This is a genomic window from Falsirhodobacter halotolerans, assembly GCF_022899245.1.
In the GTDB taxonomy this organism is placed as follows: domain Bacteria; phylum Pseudomonadota; class Alphaproteobacteria; order Rhodobacterales; family Rhodobacteraceae; genus Falsirhodobacter; species Falsirhodobacter halotolerans.
This window is the reverse complement of the sequence record NZ_JALJAZ010000001.1, coordinates 700,104-713,054: the sequence shown is the minus strand read 5'-3', so window position 1 is coordinate 713,054 and position 12,951 is coordinate 700,104. Positions and strand designations below refer to the sequence as shown.

The following is a 12,951-nucleotide window of genomic DNA, read 5'->3' as shown; positions in this document are numbered from 1 at the left end:
GCCTTCGGCCTATGGTCGCGCAAAGCAGGTTGAGGGGCGGGCGAATGCGGTATGTGATCATCGGGGCGGGGGCTGTCGGGCAGGCGCTGGCGGCGGAATACGACCTGGCGGGGATCGACTATCTCCTGATCGGACGCGGCGCGCAGCTTGACCACCTGCGGGCGCACGGCCTGACCTATGTGCGCCCCTCGGGCACGCGGACGGTGCCGCTGAAGGTGGCCGCCGACACCGACCTGACCCGGGACGACATCCTTATCCTGACGGTCAAGACGCAGGATGTGGAGGGCACGACCGCCCATTGGGCCGACCTGCCGGTCGCGGGCGGTGGCGTTGCCGCCGATCTGCCGCTGGTCACGCTTCAGAACGGGCTGGAGGCCGAACGCATCGCCGCGCGGCGCTTCTCGAAGGTCTATGCAGCCAGCATCCTCGTTCCGGCGGTGTTCGTGGATACGGGCAAGGTCACGGTCCGGTCCGGTCCGCAACTGGCCTCGGTGGTGGTGGGGCGGTATCCCGAAGGCACGGACGCCACGGTCGACCGTATCGTGGCGGACCTGACCGCCGCCAATTCCCTGGCCGAGGCGCGCCCCGACATCACCCGCTGGAAAGCAGCCAAGCTGCTGCACAATGTCCGAAACGCGCTGGAACTCTTCTCCGGCGACCCCACCGACGCCGCCCGCCACATCACCGACGAGGCGCGGACCGTCCTGGAAGCCGCAGGCCTGGCCCCGGCAGAGCGGGACGAGCGAAAGGTCGACATTTCGGGCTGGAAGGTAATGCGCGGTGCGGATGACGAACCCACCGGCCAATCGACCTGGCAAAGCTTCACCCGCGGCGCGCGGAGCGAGGTCGATTACCTGAACGGCGAAATCGCCCGCCTGGGGATGATGCACGGCGTGCCGACGCCGTGGAACCGGGCGGTGCAACGGCTGGCGGCGCGGTTGGCCGCCTCGGGCGGGGCGCCGGGCGATCTCGATTTGAACGAACTGACGCACGCCGCGCGCGCCGCCTGATCCCATCACGCCAAAGGTGCCCCCCATGACCCATGTTCTTCCCGGACCGCTTGTGTCGACCGATTGGCTGGCCCGCCATCTGGACGATGTCGTCCTCTTGGACGCGACCTTCACCCTGCCGGGGGCGGACCCCGACGCAGCGGCGCTCTATGCCGCCGGGCACATTCCGGGGGCGCGGTTCTTCGACATCGACGGCATCGCGGACCCCGCCTCCGCCCTGCCCCACATGATCCCCGCCCCTGCCGACTTCACACGCGTCGCGGGGCGGCTCGGCATCGCGGATGGGGCTCCGGTCGTCGTCTATGACGCTGCGGGCCTAATGTCGGCGGGGCGGGCGTGGTGGACATTGCGGCTGTTCGGGCACACCAATGTGGCGGTGCTGGATGGTGGCCTGAAGGCATGGCGGGCCGAGGGGCGGCCCATCACGACCGAACCGCCCATCCCCGCCGAGGCCACATTCACCCCCAACCTGAACCCGAACCTGATCGCCGACCGCGCGGCGGTGCTGGCCAATCTTGACCATCCCACGGCGCAGGTCGTTGACGCCCGCAGCGCCGAACGGTTCGAAGGGCGCGTGCCCGAACCCCGCGCGGGTCTTCGGTCGGGGCACATCCCCCACAGCCGCAACCTGCCGTTCAACGCCCTGTCCGATCCGGCCACGGGCAAGGTTCTGCCGCCCGAGGCGCTGCGCGACCGGTTCGTGCAGGCGGGCGTCGATCTGGACCGGCCCATCATCACCTCTTGCGGGTCGGGGGTGACGGCGGCGGCGCTGGCCTTCGCGCTGGCTCTGCTGGGCCGGGACGACGTGGCCGTCTATGACGGATCGTGGTCCGAATGGGGCCAAGGCACCGACACGCCCGTGGCCACCGGCCCGGCGGACGCCGTATGACGGACGCGCTGTTCACCGCCCTCGCCGCCGACTTCGGGCCGCGATTCTCCACCTCGCCCGCGCTGCGCGATCAGCATGGCGGCGGCGAGGCCTGGCACAGCGTGGCCCCGCCCGACGCCGTGATCCACGCCCAAAGCACGGAGGAGGTCGCCTCGATCCTGCGCCAGTGCCACGCGGCGGGGGTGCCGGTCGTCCCCTTCGGCGCAGGCACCTCGCTTGAGGGACAGTTGACGGCGGTGCGGGGCGGCATCTCGGTCGATCTGACGCAGATGGACCGCGTTCTGCGCGTCAGCGCCGAGGATCTGGACTGCACCGTTCAGGCGGGCGTCACGCGGGAGGGGCTGAACACCCATCTGCGCGATCAGGGCCTGTTCTTTCCCATCGACCCCGGCGCGAATGCCACACTGGGGGGCATGGCGGCCACCCGCGCCTCGGGCACCAGCGCCGTCCGCTATGGCACCATGCGCGAGGTGGTGCTGTCACTGAAGGTCGTCCTGCCCGATGGCGAGGTGATCACCACCGCATCCCGCGCGCGCAAATCCGCGGCCGGATATGATCTGACACGCCTGTTCGTCGGGTCCGAAGGCACCCTTGGCATCATCACCGAAGTGACGCTGCGCCTGTTCGGCATTCCGCAGGCCATCTCGGCCGCCCTTTGTCATTTCGACGACATCGACGCGGCGGTGGCTGCGGCGACGATGGTCACCCAATTCGGCATTCCCGTCGCCCGCATGGAATTGATGGATCGCGACCTGATCCGCATGGTGAACGAGGCGTCGGGCCTGTCGCTGCCCATCGCCGACACGCTGGCGTTCGAGTTCCACGGCTCGGACGCCGGCGTGGCCGAACAGGCCGAACAGGTGGGGGACATCGTGGCCGATTGCGGCGGACAGGGGTTCGAGGCGGCGACCGACGCCCCGTCCCGCGCGCGCCTGTGGAAAGCGCGGCATAACGCTTGGTATGCCGTGGTCGGAACACGTCCGGGCGCGAAAGGCTGGTCCTCGGATGTATGCGTGCCGGTGTCCGAACTGGCAGGCGCCGTTCGGAAGGCGCGGGATCTTCTGGCCACCTGCCCCGTTCCCGCCGCCATCCTCGGTCATGTGGGGGATGGCAACTTTCACATCGTCTTCGCCCTCGACGTGACCGACCCCACCGAGATCGCCGCCGTCAAGGCCGTCAACACCGCTCTGGTCGCTCACGCTTTGGCCGTAGGGGGGACCTGCACGGGCGAGCATGGGGTCGGCACCGGCAAAATCGGCTATCTCGCCCAGGAATACGACCCCGCCGCCTTACGTCTGATGGCAGCGCTGAAGCACGCGGTGGACCCGAAGGGCATCATGAATCCCGGCAAGATCCTGGCGTGAAAACGCTGTAACCGGCCGGACACGCCAGTTTCACCCCACCCGGCACTCTTTCCAGTCAGACCGCGCCCCCCCGCACGACACGTGCCCCCAACCCCCGGCGCAACATATGTGGCACACCGCGTTCGCCTCGCCATTCGGGCTATCCACAGTGGGGGCTTTTATGTTCCGGCGATCACCCACCCCACGCGATCACGCTGCGGAAAACACGGGCAAGCCATGTGCGGAACCTGATGCCCATATCGACCGGAACGTTCAACCCCACCCAGAAAAACTACATTCCCACCCTGTCGAAAAAGCCGGAAAGCCGTGGTGCGGGCGACCGGACTCGAACCGGTACGCCGAAGCAAGGGTGTTTAAGACCCTAGTGTCTACCATTTCACCACGCCCGCATCGCGCCAGTCCTAGGGTGGGCAGCCCCGCCGGTCAATGAAAGAACCGCACTCCGCCTTCAGTTACGATCATATCCAGACGCTGATCATGGATGTCGGTGGGAACCTCCGCGACCTCCTGCGCCGCCAACGCAAAGCCCAAGGCGGTCACCGGCCCCGCCGCCCGCAAGGCCTGAATCGTCCGGTCGTAAAACCCGCCGCCATACCCCAGGCGGTATCCCCGCCTATCAAAAGCCAGAAGCGGCACGATCACCACCTGCGGCACAAGCCAGTCGCCCGAGGCAGGGGCCACCGTCCCCAGCGGCCCCTTCACCAGATCCGCGTTTGGATGCCACGCCCGAAACCGCAGCGGGCGGGCCGGTCCATCGATCACCGGCACCGCCACCGGCCCGTCATGCGCCGTCATCGCCGGCACGGGGTCGGCCTCATGTCCGATCGGCAGATATCCGGCCAACCGCTGCCCGCGAAACCCCTCCAACGCCCGAACCAGCGCCAGGGATGCCGCCTCGCGCCCGGCCGCCGCCGCCCGCGTCGCCCGGGCCGCCTGCCGCGCGGCGTCCTTCACAGCAGGATCACCGTCGCCAGCCCCAGAAAGGCGAAGAACCCCACGACATCCGTCAACGTCATCACGAAAGTCCCAGAGGCCAAGGCCGGATCCAGCTTCAGCTTGTTCAACCCGATCGGCACCAGAACCCCGGCAAAGGCCGCCACAGCCAGATTGATGATCATCGCCATGGCGATCACCGCCCCCAAGAGCGCGCTGCCGCCATAAAGAAACACCCCCGCCAATCCCATGATCAACGCAAACAGCAGGCCGTTCAGCACCCCGACGATCACCTCCCGCCGCACCACGCGCGGCGCGTTCGAAGAGGTCAGATCCCGCGTGGCCAGCGCCCGAACCGCCACGGTCAGCGACTGCGTCCCCGCATTCCCGCCCATCGACGCGATGATCGGCATCAACGCCGCCAGAACCACGATCACCGAAATCGTCGCCTCGAACTGCGAAATGACCCACGCCGAAATGTTGGCGGTTAATAGGTTCACCAGCAGCCAAGGCGTCCGCGCGCGCAGCGTTTCTCGCACACTGTCGGAAATGGCGCTTTCGTCGCTCACACCGGCGAGGCGCAGGATGTCCTCCTGATGCTCCTCATCCAACACGTTCATCGCGTCATCAATGGTGATCACCCCGACCAACCGCCCGTCCCCGTCGACCACCGGGGCCGAGATCAGGTGATACTGGTTGAACTGATAAGCGACCTCGGCCTCTGGATCCTCGGGATGAAATGTCCGAAAGCTTTCTTCCGACAGGGTCCGCAGCCCCACATCCCGGCGCGACGACAGAATGCGCCCCAGCGTGACATAGGCCACCGGTTTCATCCGCGGATCGACAAGGATGACGTGATAGAATTGCTCGGGCAGCCATTCGGCCTCGCGCAGGAAGTCGATCGTCTCCCCCACCGACCAATGTTCAGGGGCGATCACCGTCTCCCGCTGCATCAGACGACCGGCGGAATATTCGGGATAGGTCAGTGCCCGCTCCACCGCGACGCGGTCCACACGGTCCAGGGCATCCAGAATGACGGCGTGCTGCGGCGGATCAAGGTCTTCAAGAATGTCCACCACGTCGTCGGTGTCCAACTCGCGCACCGCCTCGGCCAGAACTTCCGGCGCCAGCGTCTCGATCACCTCCTCCCGGATCGAATCGCTGATCTCCGACAGGACCTCCCCATCCAGATTCTGCCACAACTTCAACAGGTCGCGCCGTTCCTCGGGGCTGATCTGCTCCAGAAGGTCGGCCGCGTCGGCCGGATGCAGCCCATCCAGTTCCGCAGTCAGCCGTGGCACGTCGCCCGCCTCCACCGCGTCCAGGATCGTATCGACACGGCGCTCCGTCAGACCCTCGTCCTCATGTGCCCGAAGGTCTGTTTCCGTCATGCTGCCACTCCGTTCCGGTATTCATCGCCAGTTGGAGGGTTTAGTGTAACCGCAAAATAAAGCGAGGGGCGAGATGGATATCCTGCTGGGCCAAGTGGTGCATTTCACAGACAGCCCGTTGCGTGGCGGCACCGCTCAGGTGCACGAGGCGGTGGCGATCGACAACGGCCTGATCCACGCGGTCGGACCCGCCGCCACCCTGCGCGCGGCCCATCCGCGCGCCCGCGTCACCGATTACGGCAGCGATCTCATCTCGGCCGGATTCATCGACTGCCACGCCCATTTCCCGCAAACCGCCATCATCGCAAGCTGGGGCAAACGGCTGATCGACTGGCTGAACCGCTATACCTTCCCCGAGGAGATGCGCCTCGCCGACCCCGCCTATGCGACCACCATCGCCAACCGCCACCTCGATCTCGTCACCGCCCACGGCACGACCAGCGTCTGCACCTACGCCACCATCCATCCCCACAGCGTCGATGCCTACTTCCGCACCGCCCAAACCCGCAACATGCGCGTCTGGGCCGGGCGCACCGCCATGGACCGCAATGCCCCCGATGGCCTGCGCGACACGGCCGAAACGGCCGATCGGGACACCCGGCACCTGATCGACCGCTGGCACGGGGTGGACCGCCTGTCCTGCGTCATCACCCCGCGCTTCGCGCCCACCTCCACACCGGACCAACTCGAAGCCCTCGGGGCCGTCTGGCGCGATCATCCCCACTGCCTGATGCAAACCCACCTCTCCGAACAGACGGATGAGGTGGCTTGGGTCCAATCCCTCTTTCCCGATGCGCGCGATTACCTCGATGTCTACGAACGGTTCGGCCTGATCGGCCCCGGCGCGGTCTTCGGCCATGCCATCCACCTCACCCCCCGCGAACGCGCCCGCCTGATCGAGTCGAACTCCGGCGTCGCCCATTGCCCCACCTCCAACACCTTCATCGGCTCCGGCCTCTTCGACATGACGCTTGCCCGTCAGGGTCTCCGCGTGGGTCTCGCCACCGACACCGGCGGCGGGTCCAGCTTCTCCATGCTTCGCACCATGGCCGCCGCGTATGAGATCGGACAGCTTCGCGGCGACCCCCTCCACCCCTCGGCCTTGTGGTGGCTCGCCACCGGCGGCCCCGCCGAAACCCTGCGGGCGGGCCATCAGATCGGCAACATCGCCCCGGGGATGGAGGCCGACCTTGTGGTCGTGAACCTCTCCTCCACCCCCGCCATCGCCCAGGCCCACGGCCACGCCTCCGACATCTGGCAGGCCGCCTTCCCGACGATCATGATGGGCGACGACCGTGCCATACGCGCGGTCTGGACCAATGGGCGTCAGGTCGGATTGTCCCCCCGCACCGTCACCTGAACCACCCCCTTCACGTCGTTCATCCAACGCAGGTGAACAAGGTTGCGGTCGCTGCCCTTCTCCACCTCGATCCAAGGTGCCGGGATCTGCACACCGCCGCCCGCATTGGTGATCGGCCCCTCCGCCACCACGGCGGACACGTTGCGCGCCCGCGCCCCGAAGGGCAGGAAGGCCCCCGCATTGACCACCCAGGTGTTCGCCGCCGTGTTCTGCGCATGGCGCACCGTAACGGGGCTGAACGTGCTCTGGATCACCCCGTTGAACGTGTTCGATTCGAACATCGTGTTCCGCATCCGCCCATGATCCAGCTCGGCATAGGAGGTGTCGACCATCTCCACGCGCCCCACCTCGCAATTGACGGTGCGGAACGCATTGCCCATCACACTCAGCCCGTTGATGAAATGGCCCGGCCCCCGCGGCGTCACCACCAACCATCGAAAGAACGTCCCCGTCCCCGACGCCATGAAGACGTTGCCGGTGATCGTCAGCCCGCCGAACGAAAACTGGCTCTCGAATTTCGGGTTCGCATCATGCTCGTTCGTCCACTCGATGAAACAGTTGTCGACATAGTTTCCCGTGAACAGCGTCTTGGCGTTGATCTCCGTCAGAACCAGACCGGCCCGGCGCACCCCCACCTCCTCATCGTCCCCGTGAAAGAAGTGGTTGCCGATGAACATGTGCCCCGATCCCTTGACCACACCGAAATGGGCAAACCGGACGATGCGGTTGTCGCGCAACTTCGCGTCGTTGGCATTCACGTTCAACGCGATGGTCGTGCGTGCCGGAACCTTCACATCCTGCTCGTTCGACAGAAATTGCGTCTCGTCGATGATCAGGCCCTGACAGGCCAACCCGATGGAGGTGATGCCGCGATCCTTGGGCCGGTTGATCACGCTCTGCGCCATGCGGAACACGCTTCCGGTGATGGGCAGCATGACGGCGCTGGCAAACCCGTTGCACTGCACCTCCACATCCGTGATCTCGAACTTCGAGTTCTTGGAGAACCCTGAGAAGTCCAGCACATACTGATACCGCTCGAAGGTCAGCGTCCGCGTCCCCGCAAGGCTGCCCGGCGGAACCGACAGCTCCAGCGTCCCCGACCCCGCATCCACACCGCGCACGTAAACCTCGCGCCCGATCCCGGCCCCCGACACGCGCGACCCCACGGCGATGCTGGCCGCATTCGCCACATTGGTCAGCCGCATCGGCTGCGACGGCGTAAAGGTCGCGACCGACCGCACCACCGCCGTCTGCCACGCGGGCCCCTCGACGGCGTTCAGCTGCCCGTTGGTCAGAACCCGGCGCTGCTCGAACTGCGTCATCCCGGCCAAACCCGCCACATCTATCGGCTCCGGCACGTCCACACGGCGCCCCGACAGATCCAGCGTCACATGCCCCGTGTAATAGAACAACGCCTGCAGCGCCTTGCGAAACCCCTTATAGGGATCGCCGAACGCCGCCGTATAGGTGTCCAGATCAAAGTTGCGCGTGCAGGACAGGCGCACATTCTCGGCCATCGTCAGGCGGCCCTCGAACTGCACGCGCGAATTCAACGTCAGGTTCGACCCGATGCGATACGTGCCCGCCGACACGAACACCCGCCGATCCCCGGCCGCGCGGTCCGCCGCCACGAACGCCGCCGCATCGTCAGCCTTCCCATCACCCACCGCGCCGTAATCGCGCACATCCACGATATCCATCATGTCGCGCTGAAAAAACGAGGTGACATCCTCGATGACGATGTCGTCGATCCGAACCACCCCGCCATTGGACCCCGTCAGATCCAGCCCGAAATGGCCATAGGCGGGCACCGTCCCCCACACCATGTCCACACCCGTGCGCCGGCCCGATCCGATGATGGCCGACACCTCCACCACCTCCCCATAACGGTTCAGCGCCACCGACCGCGCCGTCACCGGCACATCCACCGCCTGCCCGGACGTGTTCCCGGCCCAGGCCGCAATCCGCACCGACGGAAAGGCCCCCGCCACGCATTTCACCCGCGCGGTCACCCGCAGATACAGGCCCGGCTGCATCGGAACCTGCTGGAAACACCGCACCTTCTGAACCGAATTCTGCTTCACCAGCTCCATGCAGCCGTCGAAATCCTGATCGGCGGGCACGAAGGCGGCGTTCGACTGCCCGGCATAACTGCCCTGCCCCGGTCGCCCATCCTCGCGCGACCACAGGTTCAGCCCTTCGGAAAAGGCCGGCGGCATCAGCACCAGACCCTCGGTAATCGCCTTGTTCATGGGTATCCTCGCCTCGCTAGGTTGCGGGCAGGATTAACTTTGGCGGTTTAACGCCCCCTCAGGCCACCGTGCGGAGGGGGCGCAACATCACGCCAACTCGCCGCGCAGCGCCGCTTCGATCAGCGCCACCGTCTCATCCACACCATAAAGCGCGACGAACCCGCCGAACCGCGGTCCTTCCGAAGCCCCCAGAAGCACCTCATACAGCGCCTTGAACCAATCGCGCAGCGGCTCGAACCCATGTTCCTTGCCCACGGCAAAGACCATCGTCTGCAACGCCTCCGCGTCCAGCCCCCCGTCCCAGACCTTCAAACGGCCCAGAAGATCCTCCATCGCCCCCTGCTCCTGATCGGTCGGCAAACGGAATTGCCGCGTCGGCGCCACGAAATCGTTGAAATACCGCACGGCAAACCCCGCCGCCGCATCCAGATCGGGATTCCCCTCGGGCGACGCGTCGGGCGCATAGCGACGGATGAACCCCCACAACCCGGCCTTGTCCTTCGCCGCCGACACCGACGCAAGGTTCAGCAGCATCGCAAACGGCACCACCATCTTCGATTCGGGCGGGTTTCCGTTGTGGATGTGGAACACCGGATTATCGACCCGCTTGGCATCGTCCTGCGTGGCATAGGCGCGCAACTGCTGGTGATACTCGTCCACCGCCTTCGGAATGACGTCGAAATGCATCCGCTTCGCCGTCTTCGGCTTCAGATACATGAAATAGGCCAACGACTCGGTGGAGGCGTAGGTCAACCATTCATCGATCGTCAGCCCGTTGCCTTTCGACTTGGAAATCTTCTCGCCGTTCTCATCCAGGAACAATTCATAGGTGAAATGCTCCGGCTTCTTCCCACCCAAAATCTCACAAATCCGGTCATAGATCGGCGTATTGGTGGAATGGTCCTTGCCATACATCTCGAAATCCACGTCCAGCGCCGCCCAGCGCGCGCCGAAATCGGGCTTCCATTGCAATTTCACATTGCCGCCCGTCACCGGCAGCGTCGTCTCCACCCCGTTCTCGTCGTCGAACGTGATCGTCCCCGCCTCGGCGTTCACCGCTTTCAACGGCACATACAGCACCCGCCCCGAGGTCGGCGAAATCGGCAGAAAGATCGAATAACTCTGCTGCCGCTCCTCGCGCAAACTCGCCAGCATCACCTTCATCACGTCGTCATACCGCGCGCAGGCCCGCAGCAACACCTCGTCGAACTGCCCCGAGCGATAGAATTCGGTGGCCGAGATGAATTCGTAATCGAACCCGAACGTGTTCAGAAACCGCCGCAACATGGCGTTGTTGTGATCCCCGAAACTGTCATGCGTCCCGAACGGATCGGGCACCGAGGTCAGCGGCCGCTGCAGGTTCTCGCGCAGCATCTCCTGCTCCGGCACATTATCCGGCACCTTCCGCATCCCGTCCAGATCGTCGGAAAAACATACCAACCGCGTCGGAATGTCCGAAATGATCTCGAACGCCCGCCGGATCATCGTCGTCCGCGCGACCTCCCCGAATGTGCCGATATGCGGCAACCCGCTGGGGCCATAGCCGGTCTCGAACAGGACATGGCCCTTCTCCGGCCCCTTTTCGCCCACCCGTTTCAAGATCTTGCGCGCCTCTTCGAAAGGCCAGGCTTTGGAGGTCATCGCAGCATCGCGAAGGGCGGACATGGGCATTTCCCCGAAATCGAACCGGCGGCCCCATGCCGCCGCACCCCGCGGGGTCTATTGCCCACACGCCCTCAGGTCAATAATCTAGGGCCAAAAGAAGGACGCTCCCCGTGGAAGACAGCATTCCCTCCCTCACCCAACCCGACGCCCTCGTGGCGGTCATGATCGCCATCTCCGCCTCCCATGGTCGGGCGGAGGTGTCCGAACTCGTCGCGATCAACCAGATCGTCAACCACCTACCGGTCTTCGCCGATTACGACCTTGACCGGATTCCACGCGTGGCCAATATCGTCTACGATCTTTTCCGCGAAGAGGAAGGCCTCGACGCCCTCCTCGCCCTCATCCGCGTGGCGGTGGCCGAACACATGTACGAAACCGCCTATGCCCTCGCCTGCGACGTGGCAGCGGCGGACGGCCACCTCTACCAATCCGAACTCCGCCTTCTCGAGGAAATCCGCGAAGAACTCCGCCTAGACCGCCTCCACGCCGCCGCCATCGAACGCGGCGCACGGGCGCGGCATATGGCGGGGTAAGGCGACCCGCCATCCGTCCCAACTAGAGCGAGCGACCGGCATTCCGGCATGGCAGGCGCTCGCCGATCTTCGTACGCCCGTCAGGATGAACTGCCATCATTCCAAGGCAGCCTACCCCACCCAATTCTCGATCAACCGGCTCTGCAATATCCGCGCCCCCCGCGTCCAGGCGGCCCCGCCCACCGGGCGCGCCTCCTCGTCCGCCGCCAGTGCCGCGCGGCGGGGAAGGTCCGCCGCAATGATCGCGAACACCCGCTCTGTCCCGCCCGCCTCGACATATCCCGCCAGCGCCGAGGTGAAGTTCAGCGTCCCGGTCTTGGCCTTGATCCGCACGCGGTCCGACAACCGCTCCACACCTGCCGCGTCGAACAGACCTTCGTCCTTCAACAGCCCACGCAGATACCGCCCCGTGGCATCGCCTTGCGCCCGCGCCAGCGCCGCCACCATCTGCGACGGCGCCACGCGCGACGCACCGCTAAGTCCCGAATGGTCGCGCAGATCCATCCGCGCCCCATATTTCGCGGCCAGCCAGGCGCTCATCGCCGCCCCAGATGCCGCCAGCGATCCTTGGCGTGAGGCCGAAAGCCCCACCGCCTCCGCCGTCATGTTGTTGGAAAACTTCAGCATGTCGCGCAGAATCTCGGTCAGCGGCACACTCGCCCGCGTTGCCAGAACCGCCCCCTGCGGCGCGCTGCGGGTGACCACCGGCTCGGGCAGGCTCACCCCCCGTGCGGCGGCCAACCAGCGGAACACCTCGGCGGTATAGGCGTCGGGCTGGCGCACGGGCAACCACCGGTTCCCCCCGCGCCCCACTGCAGAGGATGCGACGGTCCAATTGTCCACCCCCGCCCCACCGCTATAGGTGTAGACGGGCGAGCTTCGCCCCACGACCCGCACGCGCGCCATCGTCACAGGCGGAACCACCCGCCCCGACCGCGCATCCAGCGACGCCCCGCCCCCCCCGGCCCCCCATGAGAAATACACCCGGTTGAAGTTCAGGTTCAGCCCCGACACCGTGGCATTGTAATTGGCATGGACCGGCTGACCGGCGTCAATCCGGTCGATCAGGGGCAACGCGCCGCCATAGGCATAGAATCGCCCCGTCACGCCCCGCACCCCGCGCGCAGCCAGATCCGCCGCCATCGCGGCCAACCCGTCCGTGTCCAGCGACGGATCGCCCCCGCCGACCAGCCACAGATCCCCCTGCACCACACCGCCCGACACCGGGCCGGAGGCCATGACCAACGTCTGGAACCGGTGCCCCGCCCCCAGCCGGTCCAGCGCGTAAAGCGCGGTCATCGCCTTCGCGGTCGAGGCCGGCGGCAGCGCGGCATCCCGCCCCTCGATCAGCGTCCCGCGGCTATCCGCCACGGCATAGGCCACCTCGCCCGACAACCCCGCCCGCGCCACCAGCGCATCCGACGCGCCCGAGCTTCCGATCCGCACCGGCGGACGGATGGAGCTTTCGGGCGCCCCCGCGCATCCCGGAACCGCCGTCAACGCGGCCAGCCCGCCCATCATAATCCGTCTGGAAATCATCATCCTGCGCTCCTG

At 66.2% G+C, this 12,951-nt stretch carries 10 protein-coding genes and 1 tRNA gene; 5 read left to right on the top strand and 6 right to left on the bottom strand.

What is annotated here, in order from left to right:
• Window positions 1–44: 44 nt before the first annotated feature.
• Genes MU449_RS03825 through MU449_RS03815 form a run of 3 tightly spaced genes read left to right on the top strand, consistent with a single transcriptional unit; the run spans window position 45 to window position 3,263 of the window.
• Window positions 45–1,010 (top strand): ketopantoate reductase family protein, encoded by a 966-nt coding sequence (locus MU449_RS03825; RefSeq protein ID WP_244736683.1) that lies wholly within the window; start codon window positions 45–47, stop codon window positions 1,008–1,010.
• A gap of 25 nt (window positions 1,011–1,035) precedes the next feature.
• On the top strand, window positions 1,036–1,899 hold the full coding sequence (gene sseA / locus MU449_RS03820; protein WP_244736682.1) for a 3-mercaptopyruvate sulfurtransferase: 864 nt from the start codon (window positions 1,036–1,038) through the stop codon (window positions 1,897–1,899).
• Entirely contained in the window at window positions 1,896–3,263 is a 1,368-nt protein-coding gene (locus MU449_RS03815) for an FAD-binding oxidoreductase (protein WP_244736681.1), read from the top strand. Before sseA ends, MU449_RS03815 begins: the two co-directional genes overlap by 4 nt.
• Before the next feature lie 307 nt (window positions 3,264–3,570).
• Here MU449_RS03815 and MU449_RS03810 read toward each other — a convergent pair.
• The 3 genes from MU449_RS03810 to mgtE form a co-directional block, all read right to left on the bottom strand.
• Window positions 3,571–3,652, bottom strand: a tRNA-Leu gene (locus MU449_RS03810).
• Between the two features lie 34 nt (window positions 3,653–3,686).
• A complete protein-coding gene (locus tag MU449_RS03805) occupies window positions 3,687–4,217 on the bottom strand; it encodes a 5-formyltetrahydrofolate cyclo-ligase (RefSeq protein WP_244736680.1) in 531 nt (176 codons plus the stop codon).
• A complete protein-coding gene (gene mgtE / locus MU449_RS03800) occupies window positions 4,214–5,587 on the bottom strand; it encodes a magnesium transporter (protein WP_244736679.1) in 1,374 nt (457 codons plus the stop codon). Before mgtE ends, MU449_RS03805 begins: the two co-directional genes overlap by 4 nt.
• Before the next feature lie 73 nt (window positions 5,588–5,660).
• Between mgtE and guaD the strand changes: the two genes are divergently transcribed.
• Window positions 5,661–6,947 (top strand): guanine deaminase, encoded by a 1,287-nt coding sequence (gene guaD / locus MU449_RS03795; RefSeq protein ID WP_244736678.1) that lies wholly within the window; start codon window positions 5,661–5,663, stop codon window positions 6,945–6,947.
• Here the strand turns inward: guaD and MU449_RS03790 are convergent.
• Together MU449_RS03790 and MU449_RS03785 are read right to left on the bottom strand one after the other, a co-directional pair.
• Window positions 6,914–9,199 (bottom strand): glycoside hydrolase family 55 protein, encoded by a 2,286-nt coding sequence (locus tag MU449_RS03790; protein ID WP_244736677.1) that lies wholly within the window; start codon window positions 9,197–9,199, stop codon window positions 6,914–6,916. The two genes, guaD and MU449_RS03790, sit on opposite strands and share 34 nt — an antisense overlap.
• Window positions 9,200–9,286: 87 nt before the next feature.
• Window positions 9,287–10,864, bottom strand: a complete 1,578-nt coding sequence (locus MU449_RS03785; RefSeq protein WP_244736676.1) for a lysine--tRNA ligase — start codon at window positions 10,862–10,864, stop codon at window positions 9,287–9,289.
• Between the two features lie 161 nt (window positions 10,865–11,025).
• On the opposite strand from MU449_RS03785, the gene MU449_RS03780 reads away from it, so the two are divergent.
• On the top strand, window positions 11,026–11,397 hold the full coding sequence (locus MU449_RS03780; RefSeq protein WP_280517694.1) for a tellurite resistance TerB family protein: 372 nt from the start codon (window positions 11,026–11,028) through the stop codon (window positions 11,395–11,397).
• Window positions 11,398–11,508: 111 nt separating this feature from the next.
• On the opposite strand, the gene dacB is transcribed toward MU449_RS03780, so the two are convergent.
• A complete protein-coding gene (gene dacB, locus MU449_RS03775; RefSeq protein ID WP_244736674.1) occupies window positions 11,509–12,939 on the bottom strand; it encodes a D-alanyl-D-alanine carboxypeptidase/D-alanyl-D-alanine endopeptidase in 1,431 nt (476 codons plus the stop codon).
• Window positions 12,940–12,951: the final 12 nt, after the last annotated feature.

What these genes read in the sequence shown, in the direction of transcription:
- MU449_RS03825 (WP_244736683.1), top strand. Translation starts at nt 45, where the DNA reads ATGCGGTATGTGATCATCGGGGCGGGGGCTGTCGGGCAGGCGCTGGCG.
- mgtE (WP_244736679.1), bottom strand. Translation starts at nt 5,587, where the DNA reads ATGACGGAAACAGACCTTCGGGCACATGAGGACGAGGGTCTGACGGAG.
- MU449_RS03785 (WP_244736676.1), bottom strand. Translation starts at nt 10,864, where the DNA reads ATGTCCGCCCTTCGCGATGCTGCGATGACCTCCAAAGCCTGGCCTTTC.
- sseA (WP_244736682.1), top strand. Translation starts at nt 1,036, where the DNA reads ATGACCCATGTTCTTCCCGGACCGCTTGTGTCGACCGATTGGCTGGCC.
- MU449_RS03815 (WP_244736681.1), top strand. Translation starts at nt 1,896, where the DNA reads ATGACGGACGCGCTGTTCACCGCCCTCGCCGCCGACTTCGGGCCGCGA.
- MU449_RS03780 (WP_280517694.1), top strand. Translation starts at nt 11,026, where the DNA reads ATGATCGCCATCTCCGCCTCCCATGGTCGGGCGGAGGTGTCCGAACTC.
- dacB (WP_244736674.1), bottom strand. Translation starts at nt 12,939, where the DNA reads ATGATGATTTCCAGACGGATTATGATGGGCGGGCTGGCCGCGTTGACG.
- guaD (WP_244736678.1), top strand. Translation starts at nt 5,661, where the DNA reads ATGGATATCCTGCTGGGCCAAGTGGTGCATTTCACAGACAGCCCGTTG.
- MU449_RS03790 (WP_244736677.1), bottom strand. Translation starts at nt 9,199, where the DNA reads ATGAACAAGGCGATTACCGAGGGTCTGGTGCTGATGCCGCCGGCCTTT.